At 74.4% G+C, this 19067-nt stretch carries 13 protein-coding genes and 1 pseudogene; 3 read left to right on the top strand and 11 right to left on the bottom strand.

From position 1 onward, the window contains the following. Positions 1 to 36: 36 nt before the first annotated feature. The 3 genes from ACZ41I_RS02000 to ACZ41I_RS02010 form a co-directional block, all read right to left on the bottom strand. Complete coding sequence (locus tag ACZ41I_RS02000) at positions 37 to 1245, bottom strand: PP2C family protein-serine/threonine phosphatase (protein WP_468512940.1); 1209 nt, start codon at positions 1243 to 1245, stop codon at positions 37 to 39. Positions 1246 to 1507: 262 nt separating this feature from the next. Continuing rightward, entirely contained in the window at positions 1508 to 3643 is a 2136-nt protein-coding gene (locus tag ACZ41I_RS02005) for a SpoIIE family protein phosphatase (RefSeq protein WP_468512941.1), read from the bottom strand. A gap of 417 nt (positions 3644 to 4060) precedes the next feature. Continuing rightward, the gene (locus ACZ41I_RS02010) at positions 4061 to 4762 is read right to left on the bottom strand and encodes an ANTAR domain-containing protein (RefSeq protein WP_468512942.1); all 702 of its coding nucleotides are present in this window, start codon (positions 4760 to 4762) and stop codon (positions 4061 to 4063) included. 160 nt (positions 4763 to 4922) lie between these two features. Here ACZ41I_RS02010 and ACZ41I_RS02015 point away from each other — a divergent pair, with 160 nt between their 5' ends. Both ACZ41I_RS02015 and ACZ41I_RS02020 read left to right on the top strand, forming a co-directional pair. Continuing rightward, entirely contained in the window at positions 4923 to 5282 is a 360-nt protein-coding gene (locus tag ACZ41I_RS02015; protein ID WP_468512943.1) for an STAS domain-containing protein, read from the top strand. Continuing rightward, positions 5279 to 6244: an anti-sigma factor RsbA family regulatory protein gene (locus tag ACZ41I_RS02020; protein ID WP_468512944.1), complete on the top strand. Its 966-nt coding sequence runs from the start codon at positions 5279 to 5281 to the stop codon at positions 6242 to 6244. The genes ACZ41I_RS02015 and ACZ41I_RS02020 overlap by 4 nt, the downstream gene beginning before the upstream one ends. Before the next feature lie 36 nt (positions 6245 to 6280). Here the strand turns inward: ACZ41I_RS02020 and ACZ41I_RS02025 are convergent, their stop codons facing one another. From ACZ41I_RS02025 to ACZ41I_RS02055, 7 genes are all read right to left on the bottom strand, one after another. Continuing rightward, on the bottom strand, positions 6281 to 7318 hold the full coding sequence (locus ACZ41I_RS02025; protein ID WP_468512945.1) for a rod shape-determining protein: 1038 nt from the start codon (positions 7316 to 7318) through the stop codon (positions 6281 to 6283). A gap of 141 nt (positions 7319 to 7459) precedes the next feature. After that, entirely contained in the window at positions 7460 to 11716 is a 4257-nt protein-coding gene (locus tag ACZ41I_RS02030) for an SAV_2336 N-terminal domain-related protein (RefSeq protein WP_468512946.1), read from the bottom strand. After that, a complete protein-coding gene (locus ACZ41I_RS02035; RefSeq protein ID WP_399771820.1) occupies positions 11706 to 12731 on the bottom strand; it encodes an AAA family ATPase in 1026 nt (341 codons plus the stop codon). Before ACZ41I_RS02035 ends, ACZ41I_RS02030 begins: the two co-directional genes overlap by 11 nt. A gap of 35 nt (positions 12732 to 12766) precedes the next feature. Then, entirely contained in the window at positions 12767 to 14422 is a 1656-nt protein-coding gene (locus tag ACZ41I_RS02040) for a VMAP-C domain-containing protein (protein ID WP_468512947.1), read from the bottom strand. Beyond that, a complete protein-coding gene (locus ACZ41I_RS02045) occupies positions 14419 to 14760 on the bottom strand; it encodes a CU044_2847 family protein (RefSeq protein WP_363215712.1) in 342 nt (113 codons plus the stop codon). Before ACZ41I_RS02045 ends, ACZ41I_RS02040 begins: the two co-directional genes overlap by 4 nt. A 119-nt stretch (positions 14761 to 14879) precedes the next feature. Further along, the gene (locus tag ACZ41I_RS02050) at positions 14880 to 16211 is read right to left on the bottom strand and encodes a carboxyl transferase domain-containing protein (protein ID WP_468512948.1); all 1332 of its coding nucleotides are present in this window, start codon (positions 16209 to 16211) and stop codon (positions 14880 to 14882) included. After that, a complete protein-coding gene (locus ACZ41I_RS02055; RefSeq protein ID WP_468512949.1) occupies positions 16204 to 17703 on the bottom strand; it encodes an acyl-CoA synthetase in 1500 nt (499 codons plus the stop codon). The genes ACZ41I_RS02050 and ACZ41I_RS02055 overlap by 8 nt, the downstream gene beginning before the upstream one ends. Positions 17704 to 17890: 187 nt before the next feature. On the opposite strand from ACZ41I_RS02055, the gene ACZ41I_RS02060 reads away from it, so the two are divergent. Then, positions 17891 to 18760, top strand: a complete 870-nt coding sequence (locus ACZ41I_RS02060; RefSeq protein WP_468512950.1) for an ATP-grasp domain-containing protein — start codon at positions 17891 to 17893, stop codon at positions 18758 to 18760. A gap of 103 nt (positions 18761 to 18863) precedes the next feature. On the opposite strand, the pseudogene ACZ41I_RS02065 reads toward ACZ41I_RS02060, so the two are convergent. Beyond that, a pseudogene (locus ACZ41I_RS02065) lies at positions 18864 to 19034 on the bottom strand (LysR family transcriptional regulator); the annotation flags it as partial. Positions 19035 to 19067 lie beyond the last annotated feature (33 nt).

Below are 19067 nucleotides of genomic sequence, written 5' to 3' on the forward strand. Positions count from 1 at the left end.
ACGGCGGGCCGGGCGCCGGCCTGGCGCGGTCTCCCGTCACCGGTGCTGCGGGCGCCACTCGAAGAGGAGGATGGTCGCGTCGTCCCGCAGTTGGTTGCGCTGGTATTCGAGGATGGCGTGGATGAGCAGCCGCAGGACCTCGGCCGGGCGCTGGCCGGCGGCGTGCGAGCGGATGATGAAGTCGGTGAACCGGTCGAGGCCGAACTCCGCACCGTCCGCGTCGCGAGCCTCCACGACACCGTCGGTGTAGAGCAGGACGCAGTCGCCCGGTTCCAGTGTCGTCTCGTGTACCTGCCGGGCTCCCGGGGTGAGCTGGACAGCCAGGCCGATCGGCGGCTGCGGGGGGCTGTCCAGCGCCCCCTCGAGCACCCGCTCGGCACGGATCAGCAGCGGTGGGGGATGACCGCAGTTCACCCAGCGCAGCACCCCGGTCTCGGCGTCGAGCCGGCACAGCACCCCGGTGCAGAAGTGGTCGGGCAGCCACTGTGCGAGCGCCTGGTCGACGGAGCCGACGACGTCGGCCAGGTCGCGCCCGCCGCGGCGGGCGTTGCGCGCCGCCGCCATGGCGACCGACGTGGTCAGGCCGGCGGTCAGGTCGTGACCCATGGCGTCGAGGATCATGGTGTGCAGGACGTTCTTGACCACCGAGTGGTCGAAGGCGTCGCCGGCGATGTCGTACGCCGGTTCCAGGACCGCGGTCGAGACGCACCTTCTGCTGCCGATGGTGCGGGGCGGAAGGAAGGCCCGCAGCATCTCGGCGGGCAGCCGCATGGGCTCGGTGCGGGTGCGGGCGGCGAGCCAGTCGCTGTAGGCGCGCTTGGAGGTGATCAGCATGGCGAACAGATCGGCCAGCATCCGGATGCGGCGCATCCGCACCCGGTCGGGCGAGGCGGTACCCACCGCCAGCACGCCCAGCCGCTCCGCACCGTCGACCAGAGGCATCCAGACGACCGAGCCGTCGCCGGTGTCGGCCACCCGCGGGCAGAGTGTGCGGTAGGCCGAGCCGGCCGACGAGCGGTTCACCGGCAGCGGCTCCATGGCCTCGTCGAGTGGGATGAGCAGCCGCTGTTGCAGATCGACGAGGTAGACCAGCGCGGTGTCCAGGCCGAGGGCCGAAGCACACCGGTTCGCCAGGGCCGGCAGTTCGACGGGCAGGCTTGTCTGCGCCTCGATGATCAGCTCTGCCAGCCGATTCTCGTCGACGGCGGTGTCGGAACCGGAGGACGCGTGCGGTGGGTCCGACACGGGATCACCCCTTCCGTGCCCAGTGTCACACCGATCCCGTCCCCTCTCACCTCAGCCACGAGCGCGGCTGCTGCTGGGGCCGGCGCCGGCCGAAAGGGCATGTCGGTCATGGGCGATGTGCTGGGGCACGGCCTCCAGGCCGCGGTGGCCATGAGCCGGTACCGCTCCGTCCTGCGCACCGTCGCCGCCGCCGGCCTGCCCGTGGACGCCATGCTCACCGAGGCCGACCGCAGGGCCGCCGCTCTCCGCCGTCGGCTGCGTGTCACGCCGTCGCCTCGGCGCGCAACACGAGCAGGGCGGTGTCGTCGGTGCGGTTTCCCGTGGGCTGGGCCCGGGCGAGGAGCGCGTCGGCGATGTCGTGGGGCAGGCGGCCGGCGTGGGAGAGCACGGCGCACAGGGCTGTGGTGTCGACGGCGTGGTCGGTGCCGGGGATCTCGATGAGTCCGTCGGTGTAGAAGGCGAGCACGGTGCCGTCCGGGAGAGCGACCTGGACCGAGGGGTACTCCGCTGCCGGATCGACGCCGAGCAGCGGACCCGGGGGCAGGTCCAGGAGCTCGGTGCGCAGGTCGGGGCGGCGCAGGAAGGGCGGCCAGTGTCCGGCGGTGGCCAGGTGGGCGGTGCGGCGGGTCAGGTCGAGGTGGGCGTACAGGCAGCTGACGAGCAGGTCGGCTTCGAGATCGACGAGCAGGCGGTTGGTGCGGGCGAGGACCTCGCCGGGGGCCGCGCCGGCGACGGCATAGGCGTGCACGGCGGTGCGGACCTGGCCCATGAGCCCTGCGGCGCGCACACTGTGCCCCTGGACGTCGCCGATGACGGCGGCGGCCTCGGTGGCGGAGAGCCGGATCAGGTCGTAGAAGTCGCCGCCGATGTCCATGCCGTGGCTGGCGGGCAGATAGCGGGCGGCCACCTGCAGACCCGGCACCACCGGAAGGTGACGGGGCAGCAGGCCGGCCTGCAGACCGTGGGCGACCTGCTGCTGGGCGTCGTACTGCCGGGCCCGTTCCAGCGCCTGGGCGATCAGGGCGCTGACGGACGTCAGCAGGGCCCGTTCCTCGGACGGGAAGCGATGGGGCCGGTCGTATCCGAGCACGCACGTTCCGACCGGATACCCGGAAGCGATCAGCGGCAGATACGCCCAGGCGGACATGCCGTCGTCGGCCGCGACACCACCGGAAGCGCACAGTTCCTGCCGGGAGGCGAAGAACGCCGGGGCCCCGGTGGTCAGCCCGAAAACGCTGGGCAGCTGTGCGGTCAGCGGCTTCCGGTCGAAGCGGCTCAGCAGCTCTGCGCGCACCCCGCGGTGGCCGATGATCCGCACGCGTCCGGCCTCCGGCACCAGCAGGGCAACGGTCTGCGCCTGGAAGGCGAGCAGGAAGTGCTCGGCCGCCAGGTCGGCGACCTCACCCGCGGTCGCCGCCTGGGTCAGGGAGCCGGCCAGGTGCAGCAGGTGATGGACCACCCTGAGCCGGCTCGCACTGGTCTCCTCCTTCATGTCGCGCGGCGCCGGTGCATCGCCGCGGTCGCCGGTCTCGCGGATGCGCACGCTGACACCCGTGGGGTCCGGATAGAGCTGGAACAGCAGACGACCGCCGCCGGGCCGAACGGCCGTGAAGGAGGTCGGCAGCATGCTGAACACCGCCGCCCGGTGCCGGTCCTCGTAACCTGCCCGGCGAAGCCACGGGACCGCCTCGCACAGCACGCTGCCCCGCAGGCCGGGAATGCTCTGCGCGCCCAGCCCCAGCAGACCGGCCGACGTCCGGTCGATGAAGGTGATCCGCCCGTTCGCGTCGACACAGCAGGCGCCTTCGGGCAGACGCCTGAGGAAGTCCGCGGCGGGATGGCTCCCGGTGGGGTCCACCGCGGCGGATTCCACCCCGGGCAGGAAGCGGGGCACGGGTGACGGCGTGAGGCGGCTGCCGGTTTCGGCGGCGCCGCGCAGCAGCCAGCCGGCGCACCGGGCGGAGGACCAGACCGAGCGGCGCTCGTCCGTACCGAGCTCGGGTGACCGCCCGTGCGGAAACGACATCACCATCGCCCCCCACACCGTCTCCCCGGCCATGATCGGCACGAAGACCTGGGCGCGGTCGTACGGCATCAGCATGGCGGGGGCCGGGTAGCGTCGTGCGAGGTCCTCGCCGGACCGCACCCACACGAGATGCCGCTCGCGAACCGCTTCCACCACGGGATCCGAGGCCGTGCCCGCCAGCCGCAGCCGACGCAGCGGGCCGACGAACTCCGGCGGGAGCCCGACGCTCACCTCCATGTCCAGGATCTCGCCGGCCGGGTCCCGCAGAAAGATCGTGCCGGTGTGCGCGCCCAGGCCCTCCAGCGCCCGGACGAGCACCTGGTCCAGCAGGTTCCGGACGATCGCCTCTTGCGGGAACTGGTCCGTCTTCATCCGTCCACCGTCCTGGCACGGAGAGAGCCGAGTTACAGCGTAGGCCGACGCCACCAGGGGGCGCCCACTCCACTGCGCTCACCTTCCACCCGTCGGCCGTGGGTTCGAGTGCCGCCCGCCGCACCGGGCGCCGCAGCTGCAGAAACGATGTGATCTGTGGCGGCGTCAAATGCCCACGGCGGTTGCACCGTTGGTGCCGGCGTCATGTGCGGTTGGTTGACCCGTACATGCTTGAACGGCCCGCGTGCTGGGCACGCACCCCCTACCGGCCTACACCGCCGGACCGCATCGGCACAGGGAGGGCGTCATGGACCGTCGCATCCGGGTACGCGTCAGCCGGCGCCCCGCCGCCCCGCGTGAGCGGGAGATCGACCGCAGGACGCCGTCGGGGCGCATCCTGCCGTACTGACCGCCGCATCACCCGGCGTCCGGGAGCCCCGGTGCACCGCGCCGGCCGTCGACCGCCGCCCGCAGGGCGGTGCGCAGGTCCTCCGGGAGGGCCGGGCCGCCGGGGCGCACGCTCGCCGTGACCGCCGCCGCCACCCGGCGCAGCTTGGTGTTGGAGCGCTGGGAGGTCTCGCGCAGGATGTCCCAGGCGCCGTCCGGGGTGCAGCCGTGCGCGGCCATCAGAATCCCGCGCGCCTGGTCGATCACCGGACGGGAGGCGATCGCGTGCCGCAACTGCGCTATCTCCAGGCGCAGCGAGTCCAGCTGCTCGGCGCGTTCCCGGGCCACCGCCGAGGCGGTGCGGGCCGGGCGGCCCGCGGCCGGCGCGGTGCGCAGCGGGTCGGTGGTGTCCAGCCCCATCAGCTCCAGGACCCGGCGCGGCTGACCCCGCCAGCCGGTGGCCGAGACCGCGACACCGTGCCGGCGGCCGTACTCCCGCAGCACTTCCAGGAACGCCGTGCCGGTCGAGTCCATGAAGGACACCTCCGTCAGGTCCAGCTCGATCCGGGCGATGTCCGCCGGCAGCCCGGCCAGGATCCCGGCGAGGGTGTCCGTACAGCCCTGGACCAGTTCGCCACGCGCCCGCAGGACGATCCGGTCACCCTGCCCGTGACCGACGACGACCAGGGTGTCCGGCCGTCCGGTGTGCGGTGCGTGTGCCGCAGAACGCATGTCGCCGCCCCGTTCTCCGCTCTCTTCGGTCCGCTCGGTGCCACGCCGCTCGGCTGCCCTGCGCACCTTGGCCTACACCCGTCGTTCCCGGATCCGGTCCCGAGCAGGTGAGCCGAGCGGCATACTGGGCACTTCTCTTCCTGTGCGAGTGGGAGAAGGTGTGAGCGGACCCGAGGTGGTACGGCCCCGGCGGGCGACCGGTGCCCTGCCGGCGCCCTGGCTCGATGTGTACCCGCTCACCGGGCGGACCGGATTCCGGGCGGTGGGCGAGGTGAGCCTGCCCACCCACGGCGTCTGGGAGCGGGCGCTGGAGGGTGCCGTGCGCGACGAGGGGGACGTGTACCACGTGGAGCTCTCCGCGCTGTCCTTCGTCGACGTCGCCGGGGCCGAGGCGCTCGCGGACGCCGCCCGGCGGTTCGGTGAGCGGCGGCTGGTGCTGGACCGCCCGCCGGCCGCGCTGCCCCGCGTCCTGGAGCTGTTGTGGCCCGGGCTTCCCGCGATCGAGGTGGCGGCGTCATGACCACAGCGCCGAAGGCAGGATCCGTCGACCCCGTCGAGCCCTTCGTCCACCCCGCGCTGTTCTACGGCGACGCGGAGGAGTACCTGGCCGGCACCGTCCCCTTCGTCCGTGACGCGCTGGCGGCCGGCGCACCGGTCGCGGTCGCCGTACCCGGCGACAACCTGCGGCTGATCCAGGACGCGCTGGGCGCCGAGGGCGACGCCGTACGGTTCCTGGACATGCGGGAAGCCGGCCGCAACCCCGGCCGGATCATCCCGGGCGTGCTGCGCGCCTTCGCCGACGCCCAGCCGTCCGGCCGACGCGTCCACATCATCGGCGAGCCCATCTGGGCGGGCCGCAGCCCGGCCGAGTACCCGGCCTGCGCCCAGCACGAGGCGCTGATCAACGCCGCGTTCCAGGGCCGCGAGGTCACCATCCTGTGCCCGTACGACACCGCCCGGCTGGACGAGCGCGCGCTCGCCGACGCCCACGCCACCCATCCGGTCGTCATCCCGGCCGGCGGCGCGCAGCGCAGGAGCGAGACCTACGACCCCGAGGGCGTGGCCGCCCGCTACAACGAGCCGCTGCCGCCCGCCCCCGGCGACGGCACGGGCGTGTTCACCACCGCCTTCGACGAGGACTCGCTGTCCGCCGTACGGCACCTCGCCACCGAGCACGGCGCCCGGCTGGGCCTGGCAGGCCTGGGACTGGAGAACCTGGCGCTGATCACCGCCGAGCTGACCACCAACAGCGTCCTCCACGGCGGCGGCACCGGCGGGCTCACGGTGTGGGCCGAGGGCGGGTATGTGCTGTGCGAGGTCCGCGACAAGGGGCGACTGGCCGATCCGCTGGCCGGCCGGCGGCCGGCCTCCCGGGACCAGCGGGGCGGGCGTGGCCTGTTGCTGGTCAATCTGGTGGCGGACCTGGTGCGGGTGCACACGGGGCCTGCGGGGACCACCATTCGATGTTACGTGGTGCGGTGAACCGGGGGTTCGCCGTGGGAGGTCACGGTGCGCGGTTCAGGCGACCAGGGGGTTCAGGACCAGCGGCTCGATCCGCCCCTCCAGCATGGCGCCGATGCCCTGGATCGCGCAGATGTCGGGGGTTTCGGCGATGTGCACCGGCATCCCGGTGGCCTGCCGCAGCATCTGGTCGAAGCCGGGCAGCAGTGCCGAGCCGCCCACCATCGTGATCCCGCGGTCGGCGAGGTCGGCGACCAGGTCGGGCGGACAGTCGCGCAGCACCTTGCCGATGCCGTCGAGGACGGCGGTCAGCGGGGTCTCGATCGCTTCCCGCACGGCTGCGGTGTCGACGCGCACGCTGCGCGCGAGCCCGGTGACCACGTCCCGGCCGTTGATCACCGTGGAGGACGGGCCCTGCGAGGTCAGTCCGTTGCCGGACAGGGCCAGCTGCAGCGGACGTACGGACTGGCTGGGCAGTATCAGCTCGTGCGCGTGCCGCAGGTGCTGCACGATCGCCTGGTCCACGACCTCGCCGCCCACCGGGACCCGCTCGGCGGTCACGACCGCCCCGAGCGAGAGCACCGCGACCTGCGTGGCCGCCGCCCCGCACATCATGATCATGGTGGCCTCGGGGCGTTCGACGGGCAGCCCGCAGCCGACGGCGGCGGCGATCAGCGTGTCCACCAGCTCGACCCGGCGCGCACCCAGTCCGACCAGCGTCTCGACGGTCGCCCGCTGGGCCAGCGGATCCGCGCCGTGCGGGGTGCACGCGGCGGCCCGCAGCCGCAGATTGCGCCGCAGGGCACGGCGCACCTTGTCGCCGAGCAGCTGCCGCAGCATGCGCTGGGCCATCTCGATGTCGACCACCGTGCCACCGGAGATGGGCCGCACGACCCGGATGTAACCCGGCGTCCGTCCCGTCATCCGCTCCGCGAAGTCGCCGACCCCCATGAGTGACCCGCTGCGCGTGTTCACGGCGGCGACCGAGGGCTGGTCGACCACGAGACCGGCGCCCTTCACATACACCCGGGTGCGGGCCGCGCCCAGGTCGACGGCGAAGTGGCAGCGCCGCAGCTGCTCCAGACGGACGGTCACGGCAGATCCTCCCGGGGTGCGCGGGCCTGTTCCCTCTGTCTGCATCCTGCGCGGGGTCCGGGGGCGGGCGCCTTCTGGAGGGGGCCGGGCGGGGCGCCGCTGAATGGGGGTTTTCCGGAGGTACGCCGGTGTGTCGCCTGGTCAGCTACGGGTCCGGGTCAGGGACAGCTCACAGTGGACGGTGCATCCGGGTACGGCGTCCGGGCCGAGGTCGAGGGAGAGCCGTGCCCCTTGCGGCACGGTGCGTGGGGAGGCGCTCGCCAGGTGGTGTCGCACCGCCCCCCTGATGCGCTCGGCGAAGGACCCGTCGCCCGCGTGCGCCACGGCCCGGAGCGGGTCGCTGACACGCCAGACCGCCGTGCCCGTGGCCCGCAGGGACGACTCGGTCTCGTCCAGTTCCAGGCGCCGCTCGGTGAGGTCGACCTCGAAGTACTCCTCGCTCTGCGGCCCCTGGGCGAGGCCGAGTTCGGCGCCGGACGAGTAGACGACCACCCTGGTCTCGCCCGTTCCCTCGGGGAAGATGCCGTCGGGCGGCAGCGGGTGCGGGCCGTCGACGGGGGGCAGCGGGTGCGTGCCGTCGAAGAGCGCGTGCGGCAGCCGGCACAGCCGGCACCAACCCGCGTCGGTCCCCCGGCGCAGGGGCTCCAGCCAGGGAGCCAGGTCCTCCTCCTCGTCCAGCTCCTCCCGCAGCGTCTGCGGTACGGCGACGATGCCCCGCCGGTCCTCGGCGGCGTCCAGCATCCGGCTGACGGCCTCCGGGTCCGGTACCTCGTCGCCGCCGGGAAACGCGCACGTGAAGGTCACCCGCCAGCGCAGCCCGCCCAGCCGCACCACTTCCTCCTCGAAGTGCCTCACCGTGGCGCTCAGCAGCGGCAGGCCCGGTTCGTCCGGATGCGTCTGCACCCACCAGCTGGTGCGATCCCGGGTCGCGCCGAACCAGTGGCCCTCCGACCCGCTCGCCGCCATCAGCCGGGTGACCGCCCGGCCCAGCGCGGCCACGTCGTCCGGATGCCGGGGGCCGTCGGCGAACTCGTAGACGGCGACCGTGTCGTAGGCGGGCAGGGGCCGGTCGCCGTCGGGATCGTCGAAGAGGTCGTCGTAGAGGATGTCCGGACCGGGGCCGTCGTCCTCCTCGTCCTCGTCCTCGTTCGGCCGCTCGACGGCGAACAGGCTCTCGTCCTGCGGCAGCGGCTCCTCCTCCGCCGCCGTCTCCTGGTCCTGCATCTCGAAGATCGACGGCAGCGACTCCTCGGTGGGGAAACTGCCCTCCGGCAGCGCGTCGGGCTCCGGGACCGGGTTCTGCGAGAGCGGGGCAGTGCCGTAGCCGCCGGGGGACGAGCCGGAGTCGTCCGCGGGCTCGTCCACCTCCCCGCGCAGTTCGTGCCCCAGCGCGAGCAGCTCCGGGTTCCGGCCGCCGGCGAGCTCGTACTCCTCGTACACCTCCAGGGCTTCCTCGGTACGGCCCTGTTGGCGCAGGGTGATCAGCAGCAGAAGGCGGAAGTCCTCTCGGGACGGGTACTGCCGGACCAGTTCGGTGAGTTGCGCTTCGGCACGGTGATACTCGCCGAGATCCAGGTGCAGTTCGGCGGTCTTGCGATGCAGCACGAGGCGGAGGTCGAGGAGCCGGCCGCGCGCCTTGCGGGCCGCAGGGCCGGGTACCCCGGCGAGCGGGCCCTCCCCGCGCCACAGCAGGAGAGCCATGTCAAGGAGCGCGACTGCCTCCCGGTGCTCTCCCGTCCTCGCCCGCTCCCTGGCCGTCCGCTCCAAGTGCTCGTGGCGCGCCAGGTCCACGAAGTCGGCGCTGGTGTGCAGGGCGTACCCGGCAGGGAGCACGGCCAGCACGCCGGGACCCAGGCGGGTGCGCAGCCGGGACGTGATCCGGTCCATGGCCGCCGCGGCGTCCGCCGGCTCCTCGTGCCGGGCCCACAGACCGGCCCGCAGGTCGGCGCGGCTCACCTCGCGGCCGTCCCGCAGCACCAGCATCGCGAGCACCGCGGCCTCCTCAGGGGCCAGCTCCACGTCGCGGCTGCCCACCCGCACGGTCACCGGACCCAGGATGCGGTAGGAACGCCGCTGGTCGTACCCCTCCTGGGCGAGTCGCAGCAGCTCCCCGTCCATGAGCAGGTCCCTGCCCCGCAGCTGGTCCTGGGGCGACCCGGAGATCAGCAGGCCGAGGGCGCGTGCGTACGGTTCGCGCAGGCTCTCCGGGAGGTGCCGGAGCCGGTCCGGCGCGAACGGCGGCGCGGGCCGTCCGGTGCCCGAGGCCAGGCGCAGCAGCAGCCTGCCCAGCTTCGCCAGGTCCTGGGCCCGCCCCTCGGCCCCGGAGGTCCGGCCCGGCGCGAAGCCGCTGAGCCGGACCGTGCCGTCGGGCCTGAGCATCACCCGGGACAGGCCGAGGTCACCGTGGGTGAGGCCCGCCTCGTGGACCGCTTCGAGCGCCTGGGCCACCTGCGTCCCGACCGACACCAGCAGGGGAGCCGGGACACGGTAACCGTCGGGAGAGGCCAGGGCGTTGAGATTGACGCCCGGCACGTACTCCATGACGACGTACGGTCTGCCGTTCTCGATGCCGAAGTCGCTGACGTGCGCCAGATTGCGGTGCGCGAGGGCCCGCAGCCCCTCCGCGTCCCGCAGGAACGCCCCGCGCCGTGCGGCGTCGGGAAACGGCCGGTACAACCGCACCGCCACCTGCCGGCCCGTCTGCGGGTCATCGGCCAGCCACACGGCCCGCCCGGACGGAGTGAACCGCCGCACCAGCACATAGCGGCCGATCCGGTCACGCGGCACCCCGGGCTCGTCCCCACCGCCCGTCAACTGCCGCACGCTCTCCGGCCGTACGGTCGCGAACGCCTCCCCGTCCGCAGCCGCCCCCGTACCCTCGGCCGCGGGCGTCACCGCGCGGAACTCGCCGGGTGCCGCTCCGGCCCTCTCCTCGATCAATCCGCCGACCCGGGCCAGCAGTTCGGCCGTGGCGCCGCGTGCGGAGCGGGGCAGGCCGCGCAGCAGCAGCTCGCGCACGCCGGGGCGGAACGCGTACGACCCCGGCGGCCCCGGGACCGTCGTCAGGACACCGCTGAGGATCACCTCGGCCAGATGCTGCGGGCGCGGATCCGGTTCGACCGCCCGCTGCACCAGCCGCATCACGGGCAGGTCGGGGCGGCCGAGCGCGAGATGGCCGGCCAGCCGGAACGCCTCCGGGGACGCCGTCGCCCGGAAGCGCAGCACCAGTTCCTCGGCGGTGAGAGCGGCGAGGTCGGTGCGGTCCCCGGCGTCCTCCGGCCCGAGCGGCGAGCCCAGCAGGGCGGCCGTGCCCGGAAACGCGGATCCGCCCATGGACGCCACCAGCCCGGCCCAGTGTGCGAGCCACCGCGGACCGGCTTCGAGCACGGGCAGCGCCACCGCCTCCTGCGGTGCCTTTGTCCCCCGCTGCCCGTACTCCCCCCACTCCCCGTACTCCTGGTAGGGCGTGAACGTCAGTGCCGCCGTCGGCGCGGCCGGGAACGGAGCCGAGAACACCCCCGGTGCGGCGGGCAGCGCCGTGCCGCGCCACAGGTGTTCGGGCAGCGGCTGGACCACCGCCAGCGGCATCCGCCGGGCCCAGCGGTGCAGGGTGCCGTACCAGCGGCTGCCCGCCTCGCCCTGCCACCACTGCGGACCCATGCAGTCGCTGATCAGCAGCGTGACCGTACGGCCGTCGCCGGGATCGTACGAGCCTGCGCCGCGGACCGTGCCGTCGGGGTCGGCGCGGTGCACGGCCAGTGTGCGGAACACGCCCGACTGGGCCAGCGCCTGCTGCAGTTCGCGGATCAGGGGCCGCCAGACGGGCATCGTGGGGCCGGCGTCGTAGACCAGGTTCAGGCGCAGCCAGCGCTCCCGGGCCGGGCGCAGCACCGGCAGCCACCACTCGGGTCCCGCGCCGAGCCGGGCGATGCGGTCGGCGGTGGCCTGCTCGTCGAGGCGGTGGCCGACCGGGGCGTCCGTGCGGCGCTTGAGCGGGCGCAGGGCACGCTGCAGGCCCAGGGGGTGGCGCAGCATCGGCGGTGCGGGGGTGTGCAGGGCGGCGTAGAGCCCCGCCGTGGGGGTGGGCGAGGGCAGATGGAGCGGGGCGCGCGGGGACGCCGGGGCGGGGGAGCCGAGGCCTTCGGTGCGGTCGGGGGCGGTGGCCGGGCCGGCGGGTTCCCGGACAGGGCTCCGAGGCGTGGGTTCCGGCTTTGCCGCCTGCGCCGGACGCCCGGCCTGCTCGACCCCGCCGTCCGCCGGTTGCAGCTGCCGGGCCAGCCACAGCAGTTCGGCCAGCTCCAGCGGGGTCGGGCGGGCGCCGTCCGTCGCCAGGGCCAGGACGTCGGCGAGGCGGGCGTGCGGGTCGGGGGCCGCCGTGGCGGGGTGTTCAGAAGGCATCTGCCTGCGGGGCCTCGCCGAGGTACGGCATGAGCTGTTCGGCCAGTTCGTCCAGGGACTCGGCGCTCAGGCCGGCGGAGCGGGCCAGGTAGATGGCGTTGAGGAGCTGATCGGTGGCCAGGTCGCCGTGGCCGGACCGGGACAGGAAGCGGGTGATCAGCGACTCGGCGTAGGCGTCCGGTTCGCCGAGGTGGGCGCGGACGATGTCGGCGAGATGGCGGTCGTCGGGCTGCCGCAGCCGCAGGGTCACGCAGCGGCGCAGGAACGCGGGCGGGAACTCGCGTTCGCCGTTGCTGGTCAGCACCACGAAGGGGAAAGCACGGCAGCGGACCCGGCCGTGCGTCACCGGGACGCGGTCGTGGGTGCCGTCGACCATCACCTCGGCGACGGGGGTGTGCCGGGCGGCGCGGACCAGCTCGGGGATCTCGTACTGGCCCTCCTCCAGGACGTTGAGCAGGTCGTTCGGCAGGTCCAGGTCGCTCTTGTCGATCTCGTCGATCAGCAGGGCGCGGGGACGGGCGTACGGCAGGAGCGCGGTGCCCAGGGGGCCGAGGCGCAGATGGTCCTCCAGGCCGGACTCGGGGGCGGGTCCGTCCGGTTCCCCGGTGGCCGCGGCCTGGCGGGCCGCGTAGAGGCGGGACAGGGGGTCGTACTGGTAGAGGCCGTCGTGCAGGGTGCTGCGGCTGGTGATGTTCCAGCGCAGCACCGGGCCCAGTCCCAGCTCCCGGGCCACCGCGTAGGCGAGCGACGACTTGCCGGTGCCCGGCGGGCCCGTCACCAGCAGCGGGCGGCGCAAGTAGAGGGCCGCGTTGACCAGTTGGACCGTGCGGTCGGTCGCCTGGTAGGTGGCGGCGCGGTGGGTGCGGTCGGGGGAGCTGGCCGAGGCGTCGTCGGTGTCGGCGGGGGTCGGGAGCACCGGGCCGCCGTCGAAGTCCCGCCAGGGCGGGGGCGGGGGCAGCTGGGCGATGCCGTCGTGCGGCTCCTTCGAGCCGGTGTAGACGGGCCACAGGGGCATGGGGTCCTTCTTCTCCATCGGGTGCGGTGCTCGGTTCAGGCGACGGGGGAGTGCAGGCCGGCGGCGGGCTCGGGGAAGCAGTGGGGGTCGTCCCACAGCAGTTGGATGTCCTTCGCCCAGTGCCGGTCGGGGGCGTCGTCGGCCGCCGCCTCCTCCCGCAGGGACCTGATCCGGCGCGGGAGTTCGGCGGCCGGGACGCCCCGCACGGCCGGGCCCAGGGCGTCCAGGAAGGCGGCCCCCGCACAGGCGGCGGGGGCGTGGCCGACGTCGGCGCAGCCGGTGCGCGGCCACAGCAGCACGGGGACCGGGACGTTCAGACCGGCCTCGAAGTGGCCGGGCAGGGCGGTGGGCGGCGCGGCGTAGCCCACCAGGTCGGCGTCCTCGTCCCGCAGGCGCTTGCGCAGGCTGGGCGGGCGCTCCGGGCTCGTGCAGTCGACCCGGTGCAGCGCCGTGGCCGTCGGCCCGGTCTCCAGCCTCCGCCACTTCTTGGCGAGGTGGTGGCGCAGCCGGCCACTGCGGTGCCGGGTGGCGTCGGTGACGACGAGCGGATGGGCGCAGCCGAGCGGGGTGGAGTCCTCCGGGCCGCACTCCCAGTGCGCGACCGGCTCGTTGAGCCACTCGCGGGGCAGGACGAACGCGAGCAGTGCCTCGGCGCCCTCCGCGAGGTGGACGAAGGCGCGGTCGACGCGCTGCTGCACATAGGCCCGTACCTCACCGCGCGGCAGCCGGCCCGTGTCCACCGGGCGCCGCTGCCCGTCGCGGTAGGCCGACACCCGCACGGTGACCTGGTCCTGGCCCGCGCCACTGCGCTCCAGCTCCACCACGATGGGCGACCAGGCGGAGGTGCGCGGCGCGGGCGGACCCGCGAGCAGTTCGGCCAGCCGGCGGGCGAGGCGGGGCACCGCCTCGGGGTCGTCGACCTGCCACTGCACATAGGCCGCGGCGGCCCGCAGCGAGCCGAACCCGCCCGGGGGCAGGTCCGGTCCGAAGGGGCCCACGGCATGCCCGTACAGCCGGTCCGGATCGCAGTCCAGGCCGACGGCCTCCGCGCGCCGCACCAGCGCGTGCAGCCGCCCGGTCGCGGCCGGGGAGGCGGCGCCGGGGCCGGGGACCAGAGCGCCCAGGCCGTACCAGTAGCGGGCCATGACCTCCGTGGGCAGCATCCGCCCGACCCGGACGTCCGGCTCCCCCGCGACCTGCGCCACCATGCCGACCACCCGGTCGTCCGGCAGGGTCACCGCCGCCCCGCTGAACCCGCCGGCCAGCGGCTGCCCGTGCGCGGAGGTGGCCTCCAGCTGTACCCACTGGTCGGCGATCAGCGTCCGGGACACGGCGCGGTACTGGGCGAGGACGCCCTCGTCGTAGCCGTCGGGGAAGCCGTACGCGAGCAGGGACGGGCTGCCCTGCTCCGCGCCGGGCGGCGCGAACCGCGCGGGCGCCACGGGTACGTCGCGGTCCAGTTCCAGTACGGCGAGGTCGCCGGGGTCGGTGGCACCGCCCGCCCAGCCGCCGGGCACGGTCACGGCCGCGGGCAGCCCGGCCAGCTCCGGCCGGTTGGGGAAACTCACCGTCACCGGATCGCCCTGGACGACGTGGGCACAGGTCAGCACCGTGCGGGGGGTGACGAGGAAGCCCGCCCCGGCCACCACGCCCCCGCACTCGATCCGGGCCTGCCAGGCGGTACCCGTCATGACCGGGGCGTGGGCTCCGCCGCCCCTGACGCCCACTTCAGTCTGACCACCAGCTGGCCCTCCGCAGCGCCCTTGGCGATCACCGCGCCGGCCTCCGCGCTCAGCTTCACACCGAATTCAAGCTCCACGGCGTCGGGGCTCAGCGCGCCGTCCCGGAAGACCCGCAGGGCGGAGTGGGCCGCCGAACGGACGCCGTCCAGGGCTGCCTCGAAGGTACGGGTGGCCTGCGCCGCCGGGGCCTCGCCACGCGAGACGAGCTTGGTTCCGCTCACGGCGTCCGCGGTCTCCACGACGACCACGGCGCCGTCCTCCGTGGTGAACTCCACCAGCTTGTTCATGAAGTCGACTGCCCCCGTGCGGTTGTACCTGGATCAACTCCATTGTGACGCACGGGAAGTGAGCTGTCCCGGTGCTTTCACGCCTGGCCGGAACTGCGCTGCGGGCCGGGCGGCGGCGTTCAGACGATGCCCCGGATCACCCCCAGTTCCACCAGGTCCTGTGGCCGGATCCGCAGCTGGTCGGCGGTTGTCCGCACCTCCTGCCCCGGGCGTTTGAGGATGGCCGCTGCCAGTTCCGGGGCGATCACCGAGAAGTAGCTGTCCGGGGCGGCCCAGGTGTTCGCCGGTGCGGCGAGCGCCAGTGCTCCTCCGGAGCCGCCCTCGCCGATGACGAGCGTGGTGACGGGGACGCGGGCCGAGGCCACCGCCTCGAACACCTCCGCGATCGCCGCGCCGGCCCCCTGCCGCTCCGCCTCCGCGTCGTTCGCGGCGCCCGGGGTGTCCACCAGCGTCAGCACCGGGATGCCGAGGCGGTCCGCCAGCCGGATCAGGCGGGCCGCGGTCCGGAAGCCGGCGGGGCGGGTCGCCGCTCCGGTCTGTGCGGCGTAGGCGACGGTACGGCCGTCCCGCTCCCCGAACCCGCAGAGGATGCCGTCGGGATCGGTGCCGCCGCACCGGTCACCGCTGATGGCGCGGCGGTGAGTGAAGTACACGTCCAAGTAGGCCCGGGCGCGCGGGCGTTCGGGTGCACGTGCGCGCCGGACGGCGTCCCAGCCCGTGGCCGGGAGGCCGGCGCCGCTCAGCGCCGGTGGTGGGGCAGGCGCATCGGCGGACGGGGAGGTGAGCAGGCGCAGCCATGCCCCCAGGGCCTCCTTCAGCTCCGCCGGAGCCACCACCGCGTCCGCCGAGCCCGCCGCCAGCTGGGACTCCGCCGTGTACGCGGACGGGTCGGCGCCGGGCGGGCGGACGCGGGAGCCGGCGAAGCCGACCTGGGCGCCGGGCAGGGCCAGGACGACGTCCGCGCCCGCGCCGAGCGTGGCCCAGCCGCCGCCGGTCGTCGGGTCCCGCACCACCGCGATCTGCGGCAGTCCCGCCTCCCGGGTGAGCGCCGACTGCCGGGCCACACGCTGGAGCTGGCTCAGCGCGAGCATGCCCTCCTGCATGCGGCTGCCTCCGGTGGCGATCAGCGGCACGACCGGCAGCCGGTGTGCGCGGGCGTGGGTGTACGCCGCCTCCAGGCGGTCTCCGGTGCGTTCGCCCAGAGAGCCGCCCAGGAAGCCGAACTCGAAGGCGATCAGTACGGCCGGGGTGCCCTCGACGCGCGCGGTGCCGCAGACGACCGACTCCTCCTCGCCGGTGCGGGCGGCGGCGCGGGCGCGCGAGGCGTCGTAACCCTGCCAGCCGAGGGGGCCGTCGGGTGCGCATTCCCTTGGAGGTGAGGGGAGTTCGGTGAAGGTGCCGGGGTCCGCGACCAGGGTCAGTATGTCCCGGGCCGAGCGTCGCTCAGGCATCGGTCAGCGCCCGCTTCATGATCTTGCCCATGTCGTTGCGGGGCAGCGCGTCCAGGTAGCGGACGAGGCGGGGGCGCTTGTGCGGGGCGAGGCGACGGGCCACGTGGTCCGCCAACTCCTCGGCCCCCGGCGCTGCCCGGGGGTCCGCCGGGACGATCCAGGCCACGATCCGCTCGCCCAGGTCCGCGTCCGGCTCCCCGGTGACCGCCGCCTCCCGCACCCCGGGGTGCTCCAGCAACGCGTTCTCGATCTCACCGGCCCCGATCTTGTACCCGCCGCTCTTGATCAGGTCCGTGGCCTTGCGCCCGACGATCCGCACATAGCCGTCGGGCTCGCGGACGGCCATGTCACCCGTGCGGAAGAACCCGTCCGCGGTGAACGCGGCGGCCGTGGCGTCGGGCCGGTTCAGATACTCGGTGAACAGGTTCGGCCCGCGCACCTGGATCTCGCCGACGCTCTCCCCGTCGTACGCGGTGATCGGCGTCCCGTCCTCCTCCACGAGCCGCAGCTCGACACCGGGCAGCGGCACGCCCACGGTCCCGGCGCGCGGCTCCCCGTCGGCCCGCACGCTGGTGTTCATGAGCGTCTCCGTCATGCCGTACCGCTCGATCACCCGTCGCCCGGTCGCGGCCGCGATCCGCTCGTGGTCGTGCACGGGCAGCGCGGCCGACCCGGAGACCAGCAGCCGGGCCCGGCCCAGCGCCTCGGCCAGCTCGGGGTCCGCCGGCAGGGCCTCGGCGATGCGGTGGTACATCGTCGGCACCCCGAACAGCATGGTCGCGCCGGCGTTCAGCTCCCGTGCCACGCCCTCGGTGCTGAAGCGGCCCAGGTGCCGGACGCCGCCGCCGCGCCGCAGCGGGCCCAGGACGCCCAGCACCAGCCCGTGCACATGGAACAGCGGCAGCCCGTGCACCAGCACATCGTCCGCCGTCCACTGCCAGGCGTCGGCCAGTGCGTCCAGGGTGGTGGCGAGGGCCCGGCGGGGCAGGACGGCGCCCTTGGGCGGGCCGGTGGTACCGGAGGTGTAGACGATCAACGCCGGATCCTCGTCGGAGACCGTTCCGGCGGAGGCCGTCCGGCCGGGTACGGCGGCGGGGGCGGACGCGTCGACGTCGAGCCGCTCCAGCCCGTCGAGCGCGCCGGGGAGTTCCGTGCCCGGTGCGGCCAGCACCAGCGCCGGTGCGCTGTCGGAGACGATGTGCGCGAGTTCCTTCTCGCCCGACCTGGGGTTCAGCGGCACCGCGGCGGCCCCGGCGAGCAGGACGCCCGTCACGGCGACGGCGGTCTCCAGCTCCGGGGCGGCCCACACGGCGACCCGGCCGGCGCCCCGCAGCCGGGCGGCGAGCGCACCGGCGGCACCGGCCAGCTCGCCGTACGTCAACGACCGTTCGCCGAACCGCAGGGCGATCCTCCCCCGGACTTCGTCCGGGGGGACGCCCGTCTTGCTGCGCTCGCCCGGGCCGTCCGCCAGGGCGGGGAAGAGGGAGGACACGCGGCGCACTCCTAACTCTGGGACTGTCGCTCGACCGTCGGCACCCTTCCTACACCAGCCGGCTCCTCCCGACGACCGCGCCCGAGTACGCCGCCAGCCGCGGTCGATGGCCTGATCAACTTCATACCGGGCAGCGACGGTTGTTAGCCTCGCCGTGATCGCATCGTCGTACGACAGGGAGCCCGCCGTGCCCCGCATCGCCCTCGCCACCTACGACCCCGGCGCCGAGCCCGGCAAGGACACGGACCTGCCGGAGCTGGTGCGGGCGCTGGGCGAGGCCGGCGCCGAGGCCGAGGCCCGGTACTGGGACGACCCGGACGCCGACTGGGGCGGCTACGACCTCGTCGTCATCCGCTCCACCTGGGACTACAGCTGGCGGGCCGCGGAGTTCGGGGCCTGGGTGGAGCGCGTCGGCGCGCTCACCCGGCTCGCCAATCCGGCGTCCGTGGTGCGCTGGAACACCGACAAGCGCTACCTCGGCGAGCTGGCGGCGGCCGGCGTGCCCACCGTCCCCACGCGCTACATAGCGCCGGGCGAGCGGGCCGGCCTGCCCGACGGCCACGAGTTCGTGATCAAGCCGACCTCGGGCGCGGGCGCCCGGTTCGCCGCCCGCTACACGCCCGCCGAGCACGAGCAGGCCGCAGGGCAGCTCGCCCGGATGCACGCCGAGGGCTTCACCGCGATGGTGCAGCCGTATGTGCGGGGCATCGACGTCAGCGGGGAGAGGGTGCTGCAGTTCTTCGGCGGGCGGCTGCTGCACGCGAGCCGCAAGGGTGCGGTGCTTGCGCCGGGGACGCCGTACGACGCGGAGAAGGTGGCTCATCCGGACCTGGAGCGGTGGCGGCCGACGGACGCCGAACTGGCAGTTGCCGAGAAGGCGTTGAGTGTGGTGCCCGGTGGTTCCGAGTTGCTGTACGCGCGCGTGGATCTCGTGGACGGAGAGGATGGGGAGCCCCGGCTGATGGAGCTGGAGCTGGTGGAGCCGAATCTGTTTCTCTGGCTGCACCCCGGGTCGCTGGAGCGGGTGGTGGAGGCGATTCTGGGGGCTGCCGAGTAGTGCCCACGGGGGTGCAGCGAGGTGTCGTATCGCGGCTGCGGCGCCGTTGTGGCTGATCGCGCCCGCGCGGCGGCAGCCGTGCCGCCGCGCCCGCCTCTCATGCGGCCGGCACCGTGCGCGCGTGCGGCAGCAGCGCCTCGCCCGCGCCCGTCAAGGCCACCCCGTGCCGGTCGCGCCGGAACAGTTCCACCCCCAACTGCCGCTCCAGCGCCCGGATCTGCTTGCTCAGCGCGGGCTGCGAGACGTACAGCTTCTCGTGGACGTCCGTGGTCATGGCCGATGGTCATCACCAAGGGTCTTGGACGGG

This window comes from Streptomyces sp. NPDC030799 (assembly GCF_055572255.1).

What these genes read in the sequence shown, in the direction of transcription:
- ACZ41I_RS02045 (WP_363215712.1), bottom strand. Translation starts at nt 14,760, where the DNA reads ATGAACAAGCTGGTGGAGTTCACCACGGAGGACGGCGCCGTGGTCGTC.
- ACZ41I_RS02040 (WP_468512947.1), bottom strand. Translation starts at nt 14,422, where the DNA reads ATGACGGGTACCGCCTGGCAGGCCCGGATCGAGTGCGGGGGCGTGGTG.
- ACZ41I_RS02010 (WP_468512942.1), bottom strand. Translation starts at nt 4,762, where the DNA reads ATGCGTTCTGCGGCACACGCACCGCACACCGGACGGCCGGACACCCTG.
- ACZ41I_RS02035 (WP_399771820.1), bottom strand. Translation starts at nt 12,731, where the DNA reads ATGCCCCTGTGGCCCGTCTACACCGGCTCGAAGGAGCCGCACGACGGC.
- ACZ41I_RS02050 (WP_468512948.1), bottom strand. Translation starts at nt 16,211, where the DNA reads ATGCCTGAGCGACGCTCGGCCCGGGACATACTGACCCTGGTCGCGGAC.
- ACZ41I_RS02020 (WP_468512944.1), top strand. Translation starts at nt 5,279, where the DNA reads ATGACCACAGCGCCGAAGGCAGGATCCGTCGACCCCGTCGAGCCCTTC.
- ACZ41I_RS02030 (WP_468512946.1), bottom strand. Translation starts at nt 11,716, where the DNA reads ATGCCTTCTGAACACCCCGCCACGGCGGCCCCCGACCCGCACGCCCGC.
- ACZ41I_RS02005 (WP_468512941.1), bottom strand. Translation starts at nt 3,643, where the DNA reads ATGAAGACGGACCAGTTCCCGCAAGAGGCGATCGTCCGGAACCTGCTG.